Origin of the sequence: Photobacterium japonica (genome assembly GCF_050337005.1) — a bacterium.
Classification (GTDB): domain Bacteria; phylum Pseudomonadota; class Gammaproteobacteria; order Enterobacterales; family Vibrionaceae; genus Photobacterium; species Photobacterium japonica.
The window spans coordinates 27,787-48,184 of record NZ_JAKJSN010000014.1 but is presented as its reverse complement, the minus strand read 5'-3'; the positions used below and the strand labels follow the sequence as shown (position 1 = coordinate 48,184).

The following is a 20,398-nucleotide window of genomic DNA, read 5'->3' as shown; positions in this document are numbered from 1 at the left end:
AGGGAGAGGATTGCATGGCAACAACAATGAATGCTGACACAATTAAGCGTATGGCGGATGAAGTGGGTCAGGATACCTTATTGCTCTTGTTGAATATGTTCAGTGATGAGTTGGATCAGTTCTTTCAACAGTTATCAGCACAACCCTCTTTGGCTCAGGTGAGGGATATTAGCCACTCAATCAAGAGCAGTGCTGCAAGTTTTGGTGCTGATGAGTTGTCGATGATGGCGCAGGAATGTGAATTTCGCGTGAAACAGGGGCAAGAGCAATGGATGGAAGACCATCTACCGACGTATCGGCAGATGGTAGAGCAGGTGGCAACGGAATATAGACAGTTAGCGAGCCATGATAATCCGATCAACTGCTTGTCGTAGTTTCTCGCGATCATGACGCCATTCATGATTGGATGATGCAAGTACCGTAATGTGTTGGTGGTACTTTGCATCAATATCCTGCTGTTTGTCCGTCAGTACGGAGTCGACGGCACGCCCACCCATCGCACGCTCACACCAATGCAGCATCTGCTGCAGACTCATCATGCCCGCTGGCCCTTTTTCTTTGTCCAGATTAGTCACAAAGACGATGTTGCCACGACAATTACGCAACGCAATCTTCATTTCTTCCAGCAGCAACGGCGGCATCACGCTGGTCAGGAAGCTGCCGGGGCCAAGCAAAATAATATCGGCGTCTTGAATACTGCTTACCGCTTCTTTCGTTGCCGGTACCGCAGGCTCAACGTATAAGCGTTGTGGCACGGCCAGCAATTCATCCACACTGGTTTCCCCGCAGATAATATCCCCCTCAGGAGTCATGGCTGACAGATCCGCAGGATGCTCCGACATAGGCAGAATATGGGGTTCCACTTTGAGCATGTCACGGATTAAGTTGATCGCCTCAAGGGGGCGGATCGACAAATTATCCAGTGCTTTTAGCATCAGGTTGCCAAGGTTATGCCCATTGAGCTCACCATTACCACGAAAGCGGTATTCAAAAATCATCGAACCGACGGAAGGTTCAGTGATTAACTGGTTAATACAGTTACGCGTATCACCCCATGCAATACCGCCTTGGCATGCACGAATACGACCCGTCGAGCCGCCATTGTCGGTCGTGGTCACAATCCCAGTGACATTGCTCCCGTAATCGGACAATGCCGATAAAATACGCCCAAGTCCATGACCGCCACCGATCGCTACGATTTTGGTCTGAGTTGGATTTTTCCCTGTTGAGTTAGACATGATTCATCAAATGGTGTGATCAATATAAAAGAATCTGCAGTCTACTGCTTTGCTTGCCCTGAATACAGTCCCCCGTCGGCATGCTGGTATATTAATCACGTTTGGTATGCTTTTATTGAATGCTTTTTCATCAAAATTGATAGCGGTCGGAAGGACGATACAAAAAACACCCTCATCCCAAGGTGGGGAGAGGGTGAAAAGACAACAGCGGTAGCAAGAAAATCGAAAGCGTACAGAAAACCGATCAGTGGGGTTTTTGCATGATACTCATCAAGTAGTCGTAGGTGTCTTGGCAGCTGGGTGATTGGATCAGCATTTGTTTTTCGCTGGGAGGCACGGGCAGCAGTTCGAGCCAGCGCTGACAAAGCCAGCTTAAATTATGGAATTGTTTATCTTCGTGCAGATCATCTAATTCAGGGTGCTTTTGGAACATCTGCTTGAGTTTATCAGCGAGGATTTCTTGATCTTGTCGAACGGCGGTCTCAGGCCACTGCGGCAATGTGTCGCAATCTGCGGTGAAAAAGCCGTAATCGTCTTCTTCCAGATTATCAATCTGGAAAGCTTCATGGCCGGCCACGGTGACAATCAAGGTGCCATCATGGAGGGAAGTGTCAAAATTTTCGACAGTGACACGCGTACCTACACTGAAAAAGTGATGTCCGGTATCATCTTTATCAAACATGCAGATGCCGAAGCTGTCACCTTGTTTGAGGGCGGCTTTAAATGCTTCCATTTGCATGCCAGGCGCGACGCGGATAGGAATGCGACCGCCGGGAAGAATGTGACGTTTTTGAAAAAGTAGCGGTATCGTTTGTTTCATTGCTATCTCCTTACGTTGTCTATGTAAGGGAGTTGCAAATGTAATGCCTAAAAACGATACCGATAAAAAAATACCTAAAACCTGTATGCGTAACCCTTGTCTATTTATATGGTCATTGTTAGCTTGGTTTTGATTAGCAATCTGCAACGAATAACCGTTAGCGTGATGCAAAATGCGAATCATTTTTGGTTTGCGATAATTCTCAGTGCATTATCACTCGGTAGCAGCTCTAAATGGCTCTGTTCGTCAAAGTACCAGCCTTTGATTAACCCTTTTGTTTGCATGTCGGTAAATCCATCCACCACGATTTTGGCTTGCTCATGGGCCGTTGCCGCATTAAGCCCTTCTTCGCGTTGCAGATAGAGCGCAATATCATCAATAGTCGCAGATTCGATAATGTTGGACATAATATCCTCACAAGTCGTAAGAAAAACTGACAGTATTCCCTTTAGTAGTATTGTCGTGAAAACCACTGAACGGTAGAATGCAGCACGATTTTTTTGCTGTGGTTTGCCTGTTTGGCAAATCATCTGATACTTTATAACTATTACGCTGTTGTACGCCGTTTGGTTCACACCGACTGTGCAGCTGCCATAGCTCCGAGCTTTATCCGCTAAGTCGCCAAGAGGAGATATGCGTGTAAAGCCAGTGACGATACTGTCACCAGGGTCGATCTAGAAATGCATCGGCCTCCCATACTTGGAAAGGTGTTCCGTGGCGAAACCATTTGAAGATAATTATCATCGCAAGTTTTATTACTTGCGCCTCTCTGTTACTGACGTTTGTAACTTTAAATGTACCTATTGCTTGCCTGACGGGTACCACCCAGGCGAGAAAAAGAAACCGTCGTTCCTGTCACTGGATGAGATCCAGCGGGTAACGGGGGCGTTTGCCCAATGCGGCACAACCAAGGTACGTATCACTGGCGGCGAGCCAAGTTTGCGCCGTGACTTTACCGACATCATCCGTACCGTGGCTGAGCAGCCGGGGATCCGTAAAGTGGCGACCACCACGAACGGTTACCGCATGGCGAAACACGTGGCGGAATGGCGTGACGCAGGTCTGACACACATTAATGTGAGTGTGGATAGCCTTGACCCAAAAATGTTCCACCAAATTACCGGTGAGAACATGTTCCATAAAGTGATGGACGGGATCGATGCGGCGTTTGATGCTGGTTTTGAACAAGTGAAGGTGAACACCGTCCTCCTCAAAGATCTGAATGCCCAGCAATTACCGCAGTTTCTTGATTGGATCAAAACCCGCCCGATTCAGTTGCGTTTCATTGAGCTGATGCAAACCGGTGAAATGGACACTTTGTTCACCAATCACCATGTATCAGGAACCAGTATCCGTAACCACCTGATCGCTAATGGCTGGTTGTTGAAGATCAAGAGTAACAATGACGGTCCGGCTCAGGTATTCTGTCACCCTGATTATCAGGGCGAAATCGGTCTGATCATGCCTTACGAAAAAGACTTTTGTAAAAGCTGTAACCGCTTACGTGTGTCGGCGTTGGGCAAGTTGCACCTGTGTCTGTTTGGCGATCACGGTATTGATCTGCGCGATTTGCTGCAGCAAGATGATCAGCGTGATGCGTTGATCTCGCGCATTCAGGCGGGTCTGGACGAGAAGGCGGTCAGCCACTTTCTTGATCAAGGCAATACCGGTATGACACCGAATTTAGCTTCTATTGGCGGCTAAGCCGCCCTTTCCTATCTCATTTTCTGTTGGAACAAAAACGGATGAACCAATTTACGCATATTAATGCTTCGGGTGAAGCAAACATGGTGGACGTTTCTGCAAAAGCTGAAACGGTACGAGAGGCGCGCGCAGAAGCTTTCGTCCACATGGCACCTGAGACGCTACAACTGATTGTCTCTGGCCAGCACCATAAAGGTGACGTGTTCGCGACAGCACGTATTGCCGGTATTCAAGCCGCGAAAAAAACGTGGGATTTGATCCCGCTGTGCCACCCACTGTTGTTGTCAAAAGTGGAAGTGCAGTTAGAAGCGATTGAAGCAGAAAATAAAGTCCGCATCGAATCATGCTGTAAGCTGGCGGGTAAAACGGGCGTTGAAATGGAAGCCCTGACGGCGGCCTCTGTCGCGGCATTGACCATTTATGACATGTGTAAAGCCGTGCAAAAAGACATGGTGATTAGCCACGTGCGTCTGCTAGAAAAAACAGGCGGTAAATCCGGTCATTTTAAGGTGGAAGCATGATTAACGTTCTTTTCTTTGCACAAGTAAAAGAGCTTGTGGGTGTGGATCGTCTGGAAGTGGCGGCTGAGTTCATCACGGCGGAAGCATTGCGTCAGCACCTAGTCACACAAGGTGACAAGTGGTCATTGGCGTTGGAGCCGGGCAAATTGCTGGTGGCGATTAACCAAACCATTTGTGCATTGGACAGCGAAATCAAAGACGGTGATGAAGTGGCCTTCTTCCCGCCTGTGACGGGGGGCTAAGTATGATCTCCGTTCAGTTTGACGACTTTTCTGTTGCCGACGAGTATGCGGCTTTATCGCAAGGGACTGAAGCCGGTGCGGTAGTGACGTTTATCGGTAAAGTGCGCGACTTTAACCAAGGTGACAGCGTGACGGGGTTATCGCTTGAGCATTACCCTGGCATGACAGAAAAATCGTTGGAAGCTATTGTTGAAGAATCGAAAACGCGCTGGCCGTTACTGCAAGTGCGCGTGATCCACCGTGTGGGTGACTTAGCGTTGGGCGATCAAATCGTGTTTGTCGGCGTGACCAGTGCACACCGTGGCGCGGCGTTCCAAGCGTGTGAGTTCATCATGGACTACCTGAAAACCCGCGCACCGTTCTGGAAAAAAGAACAAACACCAGATGAATCCCGCTGGGTTGATGCCCGCGAAACGGATACGTCTGCCGCTGACCGTTGGTCAGAGAAATAATTCTTGCGTTGATTCGCGTTGAAAGATCACTTGAAAGACCGGCCCGATGGCCGGTCTTTTTTTGTACATTTTTTGTCGAGTGCTTGCTGGATGAGTTACTCGCTTACTCGCTTACTTGTCATTTTTCCCAACTGTTTATAGCATTGACGCTCTGCGGCGTTCAGCTCCATCATGATCAAATTAATGTCCGTTTGCTGCTGCTGTAGCTTTTGTTGCCGTTGCTGAATGGTATTGAGCATGGCTTGCAACTGGCCTTTTGAGCGCACATCGGCATCGTGCAAATTGAACAATTCTTGAATGTCTAACAGGCTGAATCCCAGCCGTTTCCCTCGCAAAATCAACTTGAGTCTGGCGCGATCACGGCTCGAAAAAATCCGATGGTGCCCTTGGCGTGTTGGGCTAAGCAGGCCTTGATCTTCATAAAAGCGAATGCTGCGCAAGGTCACTGAAAATTCGTCAGCCAATTGCGAGATTGAATAGGTATCGTTGCGGCGTGTGGTGGTGGTTTGCATCCGTCATCCCTTCGTCGTAACTGTATTGCGTGTCTCACTGCATGGGGTGCCAGCGCCCCTGACGGGCATTGATGCAGTGTCGAGCGGCCATTCCCTGACCATCAGAAATGATTTCATAGCGCTGTTGAAATAACAAGGGGTAAGCAGGGAAGGGGGTGTGTTACAGGGAAAAACGGGAGGTGAGAAAGAAATTAGCCCCTCTGAGAGAGGGGCTAGAAAGTATCACTTAGCACCGTTAACAACATCTTTGGTTTTGTACGATGACGGTACATAGCCGGGGCGGTGACGGGAGGGGCTTGGACGTGAAACGCAACCTGCTGGTCTCATGGATGTCATACTCTCAACATGGAACGGAACGAAAACGGATACAGCGATAAACCTATTATTATTAGGTGTATACGCCAACAAGATGATAGTAGCGTTATTGCTCTGTTATAGAAACGTATTGCGAATGAAAATCTCACTATGTGAGAAGTTAATCTATGTGCTGTTTTTTATATACACTTTTGTTATTAAAAATGAGAACGGTTGCGAGGGCATAACGGCAAAAGGCCAAGTTATGTGCCATATTTTATAGACGCTGGTAGCTGATCATAAAAAATTCTCACTAGGTGGGATGCCATCTTCAGGAAGAAGCGACCAGATCACACTTAGCAAACCCCTGTTTTGCTGATTATTAATCTTAACTGTGGTTAACCGCGGAGGGCTTATGAAGCATAAAAGAGTAACGAATCGCCGTATCAAGCAGATGATGGAAGACATTAATCATGATGGTTTGTTTGACGAAGCGCTATCAGAGGGTAACAGCCAATCACTGAATGAGAACGCCGCTAACGATGGGCATGAAGTGCCTCCCAATATTAATCTCGACAGTGAAAATAAGTAATCTAACAGTAACTAAGAGGGCGCCGAGAGGCGCTTTTTTTGTGACTGTAGCTTTGCGTGTATGTTGCAGTGGGTTTGTTTTGGTGTGAAATGACGTGGTTTTTTATGCTGAGGAATGATTTTTAAAGGCGATAAATCATGCGAAAAAGGGTTTGATCGTGGATGAAATGGCGGATATTTCTTCTTAGCATGGGTTTTGCAATAGATCCCTCTAGTGGCCGTTGTTCAAATGGAGACTTCCGCTTCATATAGGGCTCTTATTAAGGATTATGTCTGTTTTTGTAACCAAAATGTGGCAAATTACTTCGATGGCTGATACTGTTTCGGGCTAATCTTCGGTTTGATGTGTGTTGTTTAGGATAAAGAATATGCATATTGCTGCTATTGAGCGCCGACGGAAGAGTTTCAAGGACGTAATAAAATGATGTGTTGGAGTGAATGCATGTATAAGAATAAAGTATCTCAGGCTGTGCTACTCGGCATAGCGATGGCAGCCACGGCGTCTCCCTCTTTTGCTGCAACTGTTCCCGACGGCGTAACGTTAGCAACGACGCAAGAATTAGTGCGTGGTAACGGCACGGAAGTGGAATCACTGGATCCACAGAAAGTGTCTGGTGTACCCGAATCTAACGTTATTCGTGATTTGCTAGAAGGCCTGGTTAACCAAGACGGTGACGGTAACCTGATTGGTGGCGTCGCGAAATCATGGGAAAGCAAAGACAACAAAACGTGGATCTTCCACCTGCGTGAAGACGCGAAATGGTCAAATGGCGATCCTGTATTAGCCAGCGATTTCGTTTATACATGGCGTCGTCTTGCCGATCCGAAAACCGGCTCGCCTTATGCTTCTTACCTTGAAATGACCACCATGAAAAACGCGGGTGATATCATTCTGGGTAAACAAGCGCCTGACTCTCTGGGTGTTATCGCGGTTGATAACCATACGTTGAAAGTGGAACTGGAAAAACCATTGCCTTACTTTGATGCAATGACCGTTCACACCTCGATGAAACCCGTTAACCAGAAAGTGGTTGAAAAGTACGGTGACAAGTGGACAAGCCCTGCAACTTACGTAGGCAACGGTGCGTTCCAACTCGACAAGTGGGTGGTGAACGAGCGTATCGTACTGAAGCCAAACACCCATTACTGGGATAACGAAAAAACCGTACTGACTCAAGTCTCCTTCTTGCCGATTGAAAACCAAGTGGCGGCCATGAACCGTTTCTTGGCGGGCGAAATCGACATGACGTATGAAATGCCAAACGAACACTTTAAGCGTTTGGTGAAGCAGCATGCTGAGTCCGTAAAAGTGACGCCGTACTTGTGTTCTTACTACTACGAATTCAATACAGCCAAAGCGCCATTTAACGATGAGCGTGTGCGTCAGGCATTGTCTTACGCCATTGACCGTGACGTGATTGCCAAGTTCATCGTAGGTAAAGGTGAAACGCCGGCCTATAATTTCACGCCGTTGGCCACCAATGGCCTAGACGTAGAAATGCCGGATTACGCCAAGTTGTCACAGAAAGAGCGTGTGGCGAAAGCACAAGCCTTGCTGGAAGCGGCGGGTTACGGCAAAGACAAACCCCTACAGTTTGATTTGTTGTACAACACCAGTGAAAACCACAAGAAAATCGCCGTGGCGATTGCCTCTATGTGGAAAAAAGCACTGGGTGTAACGGCGACACTGGAAAACCAAGAATGGAAGAGCTACCTCGACAGCAAGCGTCAGGGTAACTTCGATGTATCACGTGCTGGTTGGTGTGGTGACTACAATGAAGCGTCAACCTTCTTAGGTATCATGCGTGATGGCCACTCACAGAACTACCCGAAATACGCCAACAAGCAATTCGATCAGCAGTTGGATAATGCGTTGCTAGCCGCGTCAGCCCCTGAGCGTGCACAAGCGTATAAAGTGTCTGAAGCGTTACTGGCGAAAGACATGCCAATCATGCCGATTTACCACTACGTGAATGCGCGTTTGGTGAACCCGAAGTTGGGCGGTTACCCAGTAAACAACCCAGAAGACAACATCTTTAGTAAAGATTTGTACATCATTGCTGATTAATAAACAGCAAGAAAAATGATTATAAGCGCAGCTCTCAGGATGGGAGCTGTGCCCTTTTTTACTGGTTTTACGCCAGTGAGCTATTGACTGTCACAGACGATAAAATACGGTGTAGTTTATGATTAAATTCATCGCAAAACGGATTTTTGAAGCCATACCCACCTTGTTGGTATTGATCACAATTTCCTTTTTCCTCATGCGTTTCGCTCCCGGAAACCCGTTTTCCAGCGAACGTCCTCTGCCACCCGAAGTGATGGCGAACATTGAAGCTAAATACGGCCTCGATAAACCGGTGTTTGAACAATACACCACGTACTTGGGCAATATCGTCCAAGGGGATTTTGGTCCCTCATTTAAATACAAAGATTTCACTGTTAATGAATTAGTGGGTAAAGCGTTGCCTGTGTCGGCCAAGATTGGGGTCTTTGCCTTCATATTTGCACTGATCATGGGGGTCACGGTTGGCACCATTGCCGCCTTGAAACAGAACAGTTGGATTGATTACACCATTATGTCGACCGCCATGGCGGGGGTCGTCATGCCCTCCTTCATATTAGCACCGGTATTGATCTACATCTTTTCGATCAATCTGGGCTGGTTACCGGCGGGAGGCTGGCATGATGGGTCAATTAAATACATGTTGTTACCGATGATGGGGATGTCCTTGTTGTACGTGGCCACCTTTGCCCGTATCACCCGTGGCAGCATGATTGAAACCTTAAACAGTAACTTTATCCGTACTGCCCGAGCGAAAGGCCTGAGTTATCCGTATATCATCATGAAGCATGCGCTAAAGCCAGCCATGTTGCCGGTGGTGTCGTACATGGGCCCTGCATTTGTCGGCATCATTACCGGTTCGGTGGTGATTGAAACCATCTTTGGTCTGCCGGGAATCGGGAAATTGTTCGTGAATGCCGCGTTTAACCGTGATTACTCGTTGGTACTGGGGATCACCATCTTGATTGGTTCATTGACCATTATCTTCAATGCCATTGTCGATATCGTGTTGGCGTATATCGATCCGAAGATCCGTTATTAAGGGGCCAATCACATGATGTTAACGAAAAAAGAAAACGTTGATGCGGTAGAGAAGTTTTCTGAGCAATTGGAAATCGAAGGCCGCAGTTTATGGCAGGATGCCCGCATTCGTTTCATGCGCAACCGTGCGGCGATGGTCAGCTTAACCATTCTCACGTTTATCACACTCGCGGTGATTTTTGGCCCGATGTTCAGTAGTTATGCCTTTGATGATACTGACTGGTATGCCTTGCATGCCGCACCCAGTTTGGGCGCGGAAGGGCACCTCTTTGGTACCGATAGCTTGGGGCGCGATCTCTATACCCGTACATTGGTGGGCGGGCGTATTTCCTTGATGGTCGGGATCATGGGGGCCTTGGTTGCTGTCGTGATCGGCACCTTGTATGGCGCGGCATCCGGTTTCATTGGCGGGCGAACTGACCGTGTGATGATGCGTATACTGGAAATCCTGTATTCCATTCCGTTCATGTTCTTTGTCATCGTATTGGTGACCATTTTTGGTCGCAATATCATGCTGATCTTTGTCGCTATTGGGGCTATCTCCTGGCTCGACATGGCGCGTATTGTGCGGGGGCAAACCCTGTCACTGCGTAACAAAGAATTCATTGAAGCGGCGCACGTGTCAGGGGTGAGCCAATGGCGCATCATTACCCGTCATATCGTGCCAAACGTACTGGGTATTGTGGCGGTGTACTCGACCTTGTTGGTACCGTCGATGATCCTGACCGAATCTTTCCTGAGCTTCTTGGGACTGGGTGTGCAAGAGCCGATGACCAGCTGGGGGGCCTTGCTACAAGAAGGCTCACAGACGATGGAAGTGGCGATTTGGCAGTTAATGTTCCCAGCCGCCTTTATGGTGGTGACCTTGTTCTGTTTTAACTACGTGGGTGACGGTTTACGTGACGCACTGGATCCAAAAGACAGATAACCGCAAGGCGGAACAGGGCGTGCGAAGACCGGCCTTAGGTCGTCAAATAAAGGCCGAGAGCACGCTGATGGGAAGACATGATAAGGAAGTAGTATGAGTTTATTAGATGTCAAAGATCTCCGCGTAGAATTTAAAACACAAGATGGCATTGTCACCGCGGTTAATGATCTGAATTTTTCTCTCCAGCAGGGAGAGACACTGGGTATCGTCGGCGAATCGGGCTCGGGTAAGAGCCAGACCGTGTTCGCCATTATGGGCTTGTTAGCCAAAAACGGCGTGATTGGCGGCAGTGCCAAGTTTGAAGGCCGTGAAATTTTAAACTTGCCTGAAAAAGAGCTGAACCGTATCCGTGCCGAGCAAATCGCGATGATCTTTCAGGATCCGATGACGTCGCTCAATCCCTACATGAAAGTCAGTGATCAGCTGATGGAAGTGTTGATGTTGCACAAAGGCATGAGTAAATCAGAAGCGTTTGAAGAAAGCGTACGCATGCTGGATGCGGTGAAAATTCCGGAAGCCCGCCAGCGCATTACCATGTATCCACACGAATTTTCTGGCGGGATGCGCCAGCGTGTGATGATCGCCATGGCATTGTTGTGCCGTCCGAAACTGTTGATTGCGGATGAACCGACGACAGCACTGGATGTGACGGTACAGGCGCAGATCATGGAGTTGTTGAATGATCTGAAAACCGATTTCAACACTGCCATTATTATGATCACCCACGACTTGGGCGTGGTGGCCGGTAGCTGTGATAAGGTGCTGGTGATGTATGCGGGGCGTACGATGGAATACGGCAAAATCAATGAGATTTTCTATCAGCCGTCGCACCCGTACACCGAAGGTTTATTGAAAGCGATCCCACGTTTGGACACGGACAGTGAAGAGTTACCGACCATTCCGGGCAACCCGCCGAACTTGTTGCGCCTGCCTGTTGGGTGTCCTTACCAAGAGCGTTGTCATCGTGTGACTAGCCGATGCTCACAAGAAGCGCCCGCCCTGAAAGCGTTTGCCGAAGGCCGTTTGCGTGCGTGTTTTTCTGATATGGGGACGTGGTAATGGAAGTACAAAAACAACTTTTGCTCGATATCAGCGATTTGAAAGTGCACTTCAACATAGCGCAAAAATCGGCGTGGCCATGGACCAAGCCGATCACCCTGAAAGCCGTGGATGGTGTCGGTGTGCGTCTGTATGAAGGGGAAACCCTTGGCGTGGTTGGCGAGTCGGGCTGCGGTAAATCCACCTTTGCGCGTGCGGTGATTGGCCTAGTGGCAGCCACAGAAGGCAAGGTGTTATGGCTAGGCCAAGACTTGACAACACTTGATCACAAGGCGATGCGTGAGAAGCGTAAAGACATTCAGATGATTTTTCAGGATCCGCTGGCGTCACTGAACCCGCGTATGACGGTAGGGGAAATCATTGCCGAACCGTTGAAAGCCTACTTCCCCAAGATGCCAACGGAAGACGTGAAAGCGCAGGTGCGTGAGATGATGACCAAGGTAGGTTTACTGCCAAATGTGATCAACCGTTATCCGCATGAGTTCTCGGGTGGTCAGTGTCAACGTATTGGGATCGCACGTGCGTTGATTTTGAAGCCGAAGCTGATCATTTGTGATGAACCCGTGTCTGCACTGGACGTGTCGATTCAGGCGCAGGTGGTGAATTTACTAAAATCACTGCAAAAAGAGATGGGCTTGAGCTTGATTTTTATTGCTCATGACTTATCGGTGGTAAAGCATATCTCTGACCGTGTGTTAGTCATGTATCTGGGCAATTCGGTCGAGATGGGGGAAGCAGAAGCGTTGTTTGATGCGCCGAAGCACCCTTACACCAAAGCGTTGATGTCGGCAGTGCCGATCCCGGATCCGGATTTGGAGCGCAACAAGCATATTGAGTTGCTGGAAGGGGAGTTACCGTCACCGATGAATCCGCCGTCGGGGTGTGTATTCAGAACCCGCTGCCCTATCGCGAACGATCGCTGTGCCGCGACCAAGCCGCAATTACTGGGTGATGAAGTGCATGCGGTGTCGTGCTTGATGGCATCATGTTGATGCCACACCGGTCTGTGTGAAACGGACATGTAAGTAAAAACCAATAAAAAAAGGCTGGCGAATACGCCAGCCTCATGAATTTAAGCCTGTGACAGGCTTTAAGCGCGGCGTTAAAAATCGCGCTTTTTTTATGCTTGCGTGCGAAGGATTATTCCGCTGGGAACCAGTAACCTTGGTTAACCATTTGCGTCATTAAGTCAATAAACGCAGGGTGGTCAATCATCTCACCCACTTGTGCTTGTGTGATAGCTTCTGCATCACACAGTTCAATCGCTGCCGCGCCACACTCTTCTGGTAGCTCATAACGTTCGCCGTTAATGAACAATACAGACGGCTGCTCTGGGTAGTAGAAGGCACGCAGGCCACCCAGACGCTTCAGTGCTTCACCGCTTTTCAGGAACTGATGCACTTCTACATTTTCCCATGATGGCTCTGCTGCAATGATATCCAGTTCGTGACGGCTGTTGCTGAGATGCTCACCTAACCACGCTTTCATCGCTTCTGGGTGATCCAGCAGGCTACGCATCATGCTTTCCATCGCGTTGAACTCATCGTCCAAAATCGCACCTGGGGTATTACGTGCAGGCAAATCAGGGTTGTGGTAGTGCACATCACCGATTTCATTGGCGATCACGTAATCGGCAAAGCTGCTCAACAGTTCCTGTTTCTTCGGTGAACGGAAGCCCACAGAGAAGCTCATGGACGTTTCAATCGCGTAACCGTCGTGCGGGAAACCTGGCGGGATGTACAGAATGTCGCCCGGCTCAAGGATGTCATCAATGATCGGATCAAAGCCTTTGATCTGACGCAGTGCTGGGTGGCCGAATTCTTCTTCGTAGTCATCTTTCTTCGGACCCACACGCCAATGGCGCTTACCGGAACCTTGAATGATGAATACATCGTATTGGTCAATATGCGGACCCACGCCACCACCTGGCGTGGAGTAGCTGATCATTAGATCATCCATCAACCAGTTTGGCAGTTGACGGAAAGGGGTCACTAAACGTGCCGCACCTTCATGCCAATGGTTCACGGCTTGAACGATGAACGACCAGTTATCTTCCGGTACGTCATCAAACGTCAGTGGACCATGGCGCACATCCCACTCACTGCCGAGCTTGGCAATATAGCGCGAGTCGATTTCTTCTTCCATCGCCAAGCCGGCCAGTTCATCCGGGCTGATTGGGTCGATAAAGTTTTTGAAACCACCTTTAAGGATGGTCGGTTTCTTTTGCCAGAATTCGGCGAGGAATTCATCAAACGAGAAGGTAAGTTGGTACATAAAATACGCTTAGTTGCTGACTGTTTAGGGAGGCGATTATATCTGAAGGTGCGCGGTTTGGCGTGCTACTTCTTTGTACAAAATGAGGGTAAGCATCGCCCAGCGACAGATAAAGAAAAGGCCAGCACGAGGCTGGCCTTAATATTTATCGCTAACAGATTGTATAAATTACAATTTGTCAGTCAGGTTAACCGCATCACCGATGTAGTTAGCTGGCGTCATTTCTTTTAGACGGGCTTTCTCGTGCTCAGGAAGCTCAAGACCATCGATGAATAGGCGCATGCCTTCGCCATCAACACGCTTACCGCGCGTTAGCTCTTTTAGCTTCTCGTATGGCTTTTCGATGCCGTAACGACGCATCACGGTTTGTACAGGCTCTGCCAATACTTCCCAGTTGCGATCCAGTTCAGCTTCCAGCGCTGCTTGGTTCACTTCTAGCTTGCTGATGCCTTTTAGCGTAGAGGTGTATGCGATGATCGCGTAGCCACAGCCCACACCCAGGTTACGCAGTACCGTTGAGTCAGTTAGGTCACGCTGCCAGCGAGAAACAGGCAGTTTCTGCGCCAAATGGCCGAAGATAGCGTTCGCTAGGCCCAGGTTACCTTCTGAGTTTTCAAAGTCGATTGGGTTAACTTTGTGCGGCATGGTTGAAGAACCGATTTCGCCAGCGATAGTCTTCTGCTTGAAGTGACCCAGTGCGATGTAGCCCCACACGTCACGGTCGAAGTCCAACAGAATGGTGTTGAAACGTGCGAACGCATCAAATAATTCAGCGATGTAATCGTGTGGTTCGATTTGCGTGGTGTACGGGTTCCAAGTGATACCTAGAGAGGTCACGAACTCTTCGCTGTACTGGTGCCAATCAATCTCTGGGTACGCAGAGATGTGGGCGTTGTAGTTACCGACTGCACCGTTGATTTTACCCAAGATTTCCACGTTTTCGATTTGCTTGAATTGACGCTCCATACGGTACGCTACGTTCGCCATTTCTTTACCCATCGTTGATGGAGAAGCAGGCTGGCCGTGAGTACGTGTCAGTAGCGGCACGGTACGGTATTCGTTCGCAAGGCCTTTGATTGCATCAATCACGTTACGTACTTCTGGTAGCATCACGTGTTCACGCGCTTCTGTTAGCATCAGAGCGTGAGACAGGTTGTTAATGTCTTCAGATGTACACGCGAAGTGAATGAACTCATTCACTGCATGCAGTTCAGGGAGTTCTGCGACTTTTTCTTTCAGGAAGTATTCAACAGCTTTAACGTCGTGGTTTGTCGTGCGCTCAATCGTTTTGATTCGTAGCGCATCTTCTTCACTGAATTCAGCAGCAATGCGATCAAGGAAGGCATTGGCTTCAGCGCTGAACGCAGGGACTTCCACGATAGCATCAGTAGCGGCTAGCTTTTGTAGCCAGCGGATTTCAACGATAGTACGGTACTTTAGCAGACCAAATTCACTGAAAATGCTGCGTAGTACACTCGTTTTGCTTCCGTAGCGGCCATCTACTGGGGAAACAGCAGTCAATGCTGACAGTTCCATGTTGCTCTCCTGATTAAAGAATAATAAAAAAGGTGTTACGTACCTAGAACGAAGCGGTGTCTAGGCTGAAAAATAGGCCGGCTAAGCCGGCATATTGATTTAACTGCGGGCCAATAGGATCTTCGCCTGCTCAGTCATTTGTTTACGTCCGAAAATCAGATGACGGCGCTTGCCACCCACCTGACGCCACAATACAGCGGCACGGATTGCGGCCAGTAATAACGCACGCACTTTATGTTGCACATTCTGTTGCTGCAGCTGCGCGGGGGTGCCCGTCACTTGGATGCGTGGCCCTAACGGGCTGATGATGTCGAGGTAGATGCTCGCAAGGTTGCTGATCATCTGATCGTCCATCAATTCAAAATGGCCGACTTGGCGCTTGGCGGTATCAATGCGGTCGCCAAGCTGTTGCATGCTGTCGCGACGGCTGGCGAGTTTACGCTCTAGCACCAATACGCTCATGAGGTAACGGGTCATATCGTTGCCTGATGGGCTGCCGTCAATCTCCGTCAGGGTTTTTAGGCCCATGCGAAGTTGTGATTCGCTGCCAAAAATATCTACCGTATTGGCGGAATCCGTCACAATGATGCTGTTTAAACTCGTTTCCAGTGCGTCATGATCGCAGTGACCGTCTTTCGCGACTTTTTGAACAAGTTTTACCGCCTGGCAGAGACCAGCGAATGCAATAGTACGGTCATAAACAGAATGTGCCACGTGCGTTAACTCCCTTAGATACGCTTCTCGATAATACCGCCACCCAGGCAGATATCACCGCTATAGAATACGGCAGATTGACCCGGTGTTACCGCAATTTGCGGCTCGTCGAAGATCACCTTAATGCTCTCATCATTAATCGGAATGATGGTGCAAGGGATATCTTGTTGGCGGTAGCGTGTTTTCACCGTGCACTGTAGGGGTTCACGGATGGGTTGACGATCCACCCAGTGAAGCTGCGCTGCAATCAGGCCTTCTGATTGTAGGCGAGGGTGGTCTTTACCTTGACCTACGATAAGTACATTGCGTTCGACATCTTTGTCAACCACGTACCATGCATCTTCGTGGCCGTTACCGCCTTTTTGGCCGCCAATATGCAGACCTTTACGCTGACCTAAGGTGTGGTACATCAAGCCTTGGTGCTCACCGATCACGGTGCCATCATCGGCTACTTCGATCTTACCTGGCTGTGCCGGTAGGTATTTGCCCAAAAATTCCGTGAACTTACGCTCACCGATAAAGCAGATACCGGTCGAATCTTTCTTCTTTGCCGTGATCAGGTCTTGTTCTTCCGCAATGCGGCGAACTTCTGGCTTCTCTAGCTCACCCACAGGGAATAGGCTACGGGCAATTTGCTCGTGGCTGAGGGTGTATAGGAAGTAGCTCTGATCTTTGTTGTTATCGACGCCACGTAGCATTTTTGGCTTGTCGCCTTCTGCCGTTGGGAAGCTGCGACGGGTGTAGTGACCCATGGCAATGTAATCGGCTTCCAGTACTTCATCGGCAAATTCGAGGAAGGCTTTGAATTTGATTTCTTTATTACAAAGAATATCAGGGTTAGGTGTACGGCCTGCTTTATATTCAGCAAGGAAGTACTCAAAAACGTTGTCCCAGTATTCCGCTGCAAAGTTAATGGTGTGCAGAGTAATACCCAGTTTGTCACAAACGGCTTGGGCGTCAGCTAGATCTTCTGCCGCTGAGCAATACTCGTCGTTATCGTCCTCTTCCCAGTTCTTCATGAACAGGCCTTCTACTTGGTAGCCCTGTTGAAGCAGGAGGTACGCGGAGACAGAGGAATCAACGCCGCCGGACATGCCGACAATGACTTTTTTCTGGCTGTTATCTGACATTTTTCTCTTCAGTCGATAATGGAGTTAAGAGCGTAATTCTAACAGAAAGCTTTTTACCGAAACAGAGCGAGAGCCTAATCACACTTTAATAATTTCACTGGTAACAGGAATTACGTTATCCATCACCGACGCAAACGTTTGCGTCATGATGGTTATGATAGTGGAGCCACATCGAAATGTGTAGTCTTTTTGTCATCCGATGATAAAAAAACGTGTGATGGCGAGTCTGTCTGGGCGTGAATATGAAGCGGAAAGGAAGGAGGAATAGGGGGACGCTAAACCACTCGACCCATCATGTATGGTCAAACAATGATGGGCCGTCAGTGCGGTGCAGTGAGGGTTATTTTAGTGTCACTTCGCGCCATTCTCCGGGCGCCAAATCGGCGACCGTCCATTCTGCCGTTTTGTAGCGAATTAAACGCAACGTTGGGAAACCAATATGAGCCGTCATACGACGTACCTGACGGTTACGGCCTTCATTAAGGGTAATCGCGAGCCACGTGGTCGGAATGTTTTTGCGCTCACGGATCGGTGGCGTACGTTCCCAGACATCAGGGGCATCAATACGCTCGATACCGGCTGGCAGGGTCGGGCCGTCTTTTAGCGTGACACCATGACGCAGTGCCTCAAGGTCGGCATCGCTGGGTGCGCCTTCAACCTGCACCCAATAGGTTTTGGGTTGCTTAGAACTCGGCTGGGTTAAGCGCGCTTGTAAGATCCCATCGTTGGTTAATACCAGTAATCCTTCACTGTCTTTATCGAGACGACCGGCTGGGTACACATCTTTCACCGGAATGAAATCAGACAGTGTTTGGTCGCCCGGTTCGCCCGTGAACTGAGTCAGAACGTTATAAGGTTTGTTAAATAAAATGATCTTTTGCGGGCCGCGAGGACGCTTCGGTTTGTTGAGCATTCTTGATGGTCGGCGCTCAATATTGTTACGTTTTGGTTGACGTGGAGAGGTATTTGGCTTCATAAATAGCGTGTTGTAAAAGGGAATAGGAAATAGACACGCCTATTATACGCGAAAAATCAGGTGAGTGGCGTATCGATAAAATTTCAAGTATGATTTGCGCGCATCTTACAAAAAGATAACAAATGGACGCTAGGAGATTTAAATGGATAGTAAAGTAGTTGTACCCGCTGAAGGTCAGAAAATCACTCTGGACGCTGAAGGTAAACTGGTCGTTCCTAACAACCCTGTCATTCCTTACATCGAAGGTGATGGTATTGGGGTAGATGTCAGCCCTGCCATGATCAAAGTCGTCGATGCGGCGGTGAAAAAAGCGTATGCCGGTGATCGCGAAATCGCTTGGATGGAAATCTACACCGGTGAGAAATCAACGCATGTCTACGGTGAAGATGCGTGGCTACCGCAAGAAACCCTCGATTTTATCCGTGAATACAAAGTGGCAATCAAAGGCCCACTGACCACGCCTGTTGGCGGTGGTATTCGCTCTCTGAACGTTGCCCTACGTCAAGAGCTTGATCTGTATATCTGTGTTCGACCAGTACGTTACTTTGATGGCGTACCGAGCCCGCTTAAGCAGCCTGAACTGACTGACATGGTCATTTACCGTGAAAACTCAGAAGACATCTACGCCGGTGTTGAGTTTAAAGCCGGTACAGAAGACGCTGATAAAGTGATCAAATTCCTGCAAGAAGAAATGGGCGCGACAAAGATCCGTTTCCCACAGCAGTGTGGTATTGGTATTAAGCCAGTATCAGAAGAAGGCACGAAGCGTCTTATCCGCGCAGCCCTTCAGTACACGATTGATAACGATCGTGATTCACTGACGTTGGTACACAAAGGCAACATCATGAAGTTCACCGAAGGTGCCTTCAAAGATTGGGGCTACGAAGTGGCCGCGCAAGAATTTGGTGCCCAGCTGCTCGACGGCGGCCCATGGATGACGCTGAAAAACCCAAACACGGGCAAAGAGATCATCATTAAGGACAGCATCGCGGATGCGTTCTTGCAGCAAATTCTATTGCGCCCTGCAGAATATGACGTGATTGCGACCATGAACTTGAACGGTGACTACGTGTCTGATGCACTGGCTGCACAGGTCGGTGGTATCGGTATTGCACCGGGTGCCAACATTGGTGACGGTGTGGCACTGTTTGAAGCGACGCACGGCACCGCGCCGAAATACGCTGGTCAAGATAAAGTGAACCCAGGTTCATTGATCCTGTCTGCCGAAATGATGTTACGTCATTTGGGTTGGACGGAAGCGGCCGACCTTATCATCAGCGCGATGGAAGGGGCGATCAGCAATAAGACCGTCACGTATGACTTTGAACGCCAGATGGAAGGGGCAACCTTGCGTAAGTGTTCTGAATTTGCTGATGACATGATTGAGCAAATGTAAGTGTATACGTAGCGTATTGTCACAAGACCCAGCTTAGGCTGGGTTTTTTTATACCCGTGGCGCAAGTTGAATGACAGCGCGGGTAACGGTATTGTTAATAGAGACAACGACGAGGGATGTGTGCGGTTTATGCATTAACTATTCACTTTGTGAATAGGGGATGATAATACGGTGAGTCCACTGGGGTGTCAGGACGAAAAAGGCGAGTCAGAGACTCGCCTTTAGAAGGAGGGGGGGGAAGTGGGCTTATTTTGCCGCTTCGCCATCAACAACGGGTACGATTTCCTTCGCATGGAATCCTTTAGGTCCCGTTTCAACACTGTAGCTAACTTGCTGACCAGCCTTGAGCGTACGGTATCCATCCATCTGAATGGTGGAATAATGTGCGAATACATCACCCTCGCCAGCCTCTGGGCAAATAAAACCAAAACCTTTTGCGTTATTGAACCATTTAACTGTACCTGTTGCCATGCTTACATCCTTTTTTGCATTCAAGTTCCATTTTGCATTACGCTGCTCAGCCTTTTTAGCACGACTTGCATAGTAATGCTAATTTGATGCAGTTAACACCGTCTACTCGTTACACTGTAGTAAAATGAGATAGACAGTCAAGTGCATATTATAACATTTTCATAAAATGCTATTGCTAAAAAGAATTTTATGCATAAGACGGAAAAAGGGTGTTACAGCAGGTTTACGTGGTGATTAGAGCGAGTTCACCGTTTCATTCATGGATTGTGTTATGAGTGCATATTTTATTAGCAGATACATCTAGTATCAGCGCGGATTGCTGGCTAGGTCATAGTCATCTCTGATTTGCTGGAATACAATGAGTGGATTAGTCTGAATAGAGAAGTAGGAAAACTGTGACTAGGTTCGTCACTCAACAACTAATTTTAGTTAAG

Annotated in this window: 22 protein-coding genes and 1 riboswitch; of the genes, 12 read left to right on the top strand and 10 right to left on the bottom strand. The window is 48.6% G+C overall.

Annotated features, from left to right (window positions below; translation table 11 throughout):
* Window positions 1-14: 14 nt before the first annotated feature.
* Window positions 15-374, top strand: a complete 360-nt coding sequence (locus tag L4C36_RS05920) for an Hpt domain-containing protein (protein WP_428476869.1) — start codon at window positions 15-17, stop codon at window positions 372-374.
* Here the strand turns inward: L4C36_RS05920 and yvcK are convergent.
* From yvcK to L4C36_RS05905, 3 genes are all read right to left on the bottom strand, one after another.
* Window positions 336-1,238 carry a uridine diphosphate-N-acetylglucosamine-binding protein YvcK gene (gene yvcK, locus L4C36_RS05915; protein ID WP_428476868.1) on the bottom strand — a complete coding sequence of 301 codons (903 nt, stop codon included), beginning with the start codon at window positions 1,236-1,238 and terminating at the stop codon, window positions 336-338. The genes L4C36_RS05920 and yvcK overlap by 39 nt on opposite strands.
* A gap of 244 nt (window positions 1,239-1,482) precedes the next feature.
* Entirely contained in the window at window positions 1,483-2,058 is a 576-nt protein-coding gene (locus L4C36_RS05910) for an LON peptidase substrate-binding domain-containing protein (RefSeq protein ID WP_428476867.1), read from the bottom strand.
* 179 nt (window positions 2,059-2,237) lie between these two features.
* The gene (locus L4C36_RS05905) at window positions 2,238-2,465 is read right to left on the bottom strand and encodes a hypothetical protein (protein WP_428476866.1); all 228 of its coding nucleotides are present in this window, start codon (window positions 2,463-2,465) and stop codon (window positions 2,238-2,240) included.
* A 178-nt stretch (window positions 2,466-2,643) separates the two neighbouring features.
* Window positions 2,644-2,783, top strand: a riboswitch (molybdenum cofactor riboswitch).
* Between L4C36_RS05905 and moaA the strand changes: the two genes are divergently transcribed.
* The 4 genes from moaA to moaE all read left to right on the top strand — a co-directional run bounded on the left by moaA (window position 2,773) and on the right by moaE (window position 4,977).
* Window positions 2,773-3,762 carry a GTP 3',8-cyclase MoaA gene (gene moaA, locus L4C36_RS05900; protein ID WP_428476865.1) on the top strand — a complete coding sequence of 330 codons (990 nt, stop codon included), beginning with the start codon at window positions 2,773-2,775 and terminating at the stop codon, window positions 3,760-3,762. (Overlaps the previous riboswitch by 11 nt.)
* 41 nt (window positions 3,763-3,803) lie before the next feature.
* Window positions 3,804-4,283: a cyclic pyranopterin monophosphate synthase MoaC gene (gene moaC / locus L4C36_RS05895; RefSeq protein ID WP_428476864.1), complete on the top strand. Its 480-nt coding sequence runs from the start codon at window positions 3,804-3,806 to the stop codon at window positions 4,281-4,283.
* Complete coding sequence (gene moaD / locus L4C36_RS05890; protein WP_428476863.1) at window positions 4,280-4,525, top strand: molybdopterin synthase sulfur carrier subunit; 246 nt, start codon at window positions 4,280-4,282, stop codon at window positions 4,523-4,525. Before moaC ends, moaD begins: the two co-directional genes overlap by 4 nt.
* Before the next feature lie 2 nt (window positions 4,526-4,527).
* Complete coding sequence (moaE, locus tag L4C36_RS05885) at window positions 4,528-4,977, top strand: molybdopterin synthase catalytic subunit MoaE (RefSeq protein ID WP_428476862.1); 450 nt, start codon at window positions 4,528-4,530, stop codon at window positions 4,975-4,977.
* A 95-nt stretch (window positions 4,978-5,072) separates the two neighbouring features.
* On the opposite strand, the gene L4C36_RS05880 is transcribed toward moaE, so the two are convergent.
* Complete coding sequence (locus tag L4C36_RS05880) at window positions 5,073-5,489, bottom strand: MerR family transcriptional regulator (RefSeq protein WP_428476861.1); 417 nt, start codon at window positions 5,487-5,489, stop codon at window positions 5,073-5,075.
* 709 nt (window positions 5,490-6,198) lie between these two features.
* Here L4C36_RS05880 and L4C36_RS05875 point away from each other — a divergent pair.
* The 6 genes from L4C36_RS05875 to oppF all read left to right on the top strand — a co-directional run bounded on the left by L4C36_RS05875 (window position 6,199) and on the right by oppF (window position 12,459).
* The gene (locus L4C36_RS05875; RefSeq protein ID WP_428476860.1) at window positions 6,199-6,375 is read left to right on the top strand and encodes a hypothetical protein; all 177 of its coding nucleotides are present in this window, start codon (window positions 6,199-6,201) and stop codon (window positions 6,373-6,375) included.
* Window positions 6,376-6,816: 441 nt separating this feature from the next.
* Window positions 6,817-8,442: an ABC transporter substrate-binding protein gene (locus L4C36_RS05870; protein ID WP_428476859.1), complete on the top strand. Its 1,626-nt coding sequence runs from the start codon at window positions 6,817-6,819 to the stop codon at window positions 8,440-8,442.
* A gap of 118 nt (window positions 8,443-8,560) precedes the next feature.
* A complete protein-coding gene (gene oppB, locus L4C36_RS05865; RefSeq protein ID WP_428476858.1) occupies window positions 8,561-9,481 on the top strand; it encodes an oligopeptide ABC transporter permease OppB in 921 nt (306 codons plus the stop codon).
* A gap of 15 nt (window positions 9,482-9,496) precedes the next feature.
* Window positions 9,497-10,408, top strand: coding sequence for an oligopeptide ABC transporter permease OppC (gene oppC, locus L4C36_RS05860; RefSeq protein ID WP_428476941.1), 912 nt, complete (start codon window positions 9,497-9,499; stop codon window positions 10,406-10,408).
* A gap of 93 nt (window positions 10,409-10,501) precedes the next feature.
* A complete protein-coding gene (locus tag L4C36_RS05855; protein ID WP_428476857.1) occupies window positions 10,502-11,467 on the top strand; it encodes an ABC transporter ATP-binding protein in 966 nt (321 codons plus the stop codon).
* Window positions 11,467-12,459, top strand: a complete 993-nt coding sequence (gene oppF / locus L4C36_RS05850) for a murein tripeptide/oligopeptide ABC transporter ATP binding protein OppF (protein ID WP_428476856.1) — start codon at window positions 11,467-11,469, stop codon at window positions 12,457-12,459. The genes L4C36_RS05855 and oppF overlap by 1 nt, the downstream gene beginning before the upstream one ends.
* 148 nt (window positions 12,460-12,607) lie before the next feature.
* Here oppF and L4C36_RS05845 read toward each other — a convergent pair whose 3' ends face one another.
* The 5 genes from L4C36_RS05845 to L4C36_RS05825 all read right to left on the bottom strand — a co-directional run bounded on the left by L4C36_RS05845 (window position 12,608) and on the right by L4C36_RS05825 (window position 18,097).
* Window positions 12,608-13,741, bottom strand: coding sequence for a ribosomal protein uL16 3-hydroxylase (locus L4C36_RS05845; protein ID WP_428476855.1), 1,134 nt, complete (start codon window positions 13,739-13,741; stop codon window positions 12,608-12,610).
* 168 nt (window positions 13,742-13,909) lie between these two features.
* Window positions 13,910-15,277: an adenylosuccinate lyase gene (purB, locus tag L4C36_RS05840; protein ID WP_428476854.1), complete on the bottom strand. Its 1,368-nt coding sequence runs from the start codon at window positions 15,275-15,277 to the stop codon at window positions 13,910-13,912.
* Between the two features lie 99 nt (window positions 15,278-15,376).
* On the bottom strand, window positions 15,377-15,991 hold the full coding sequence (gene hflD, locus L4C36_RS05835; RefSeq protein ID WP_428476853.1) for a high frequency lysogenization protein HflD: 615 nt from the start codon (window positions 15,989-15,991) through the stop codon (window positions 15,377-15,379).
* 14 nt (window positions 15,992-16,005) lie between these two features.
* The gene (gene mnmA / locus L4C36_RS05830) at window positions 16,006-17,121 is read right to left on the bottom strand and encodes a tRNA 2-thiouridine(34) synthase MnmA (protein ID WP_428476852.1); all 1,116 of its coding nucleotides are present in this window, start codon (window positions 17,119-17,121) and stop codon (window positions 16,006-16,008) included.
* 340 nt (window positions 17,122-17,461) lie between these two features.
* Complete coding sequence (locus L4C36_RS05825; RefSeq protein WP_428476851.1) at window positions 17,462-18,097, bottom strand: pseudouridine synthase; 636 nt, start codon at window positions 18,095-18,097, stop codon at window positions 17,462-17,464.
* 142 nt (window positions 18,098-18,239) lie between these two features.
* Between L4C36_RS05825 and icd the strand changes: the two genes are divergently transcribed.
* Window positions 18,240-19,493 (top strand): NADP-dependent isocitrate dehydrogenase, encoded by a 1,254-nt coding sequence (gene icd, locus L4C36_RS05820; RefSeq protein WP_428476850.1) that lies wholly within the window; start codon window positions 18,240-18,242, stop codon window positions 19,491-19,493.
* A gap of 246 nt (window positions 19,494-19,739) precedes the next feature.
* On the opposite strand, the gene cspD is transcribed toward icd, so the two are convergent.
* Entirely contained in the window at window positions 19,740-19,964 is a 225-nt protein-coding gene (cspD, locus tag L4C36_RS05815; protein WP_428476849.1) for a cold shock domain-containing protein CspD, read from the bottom strand.
* Window positions 19,965-20,398 lie beyond the last annotated feature (434 nt).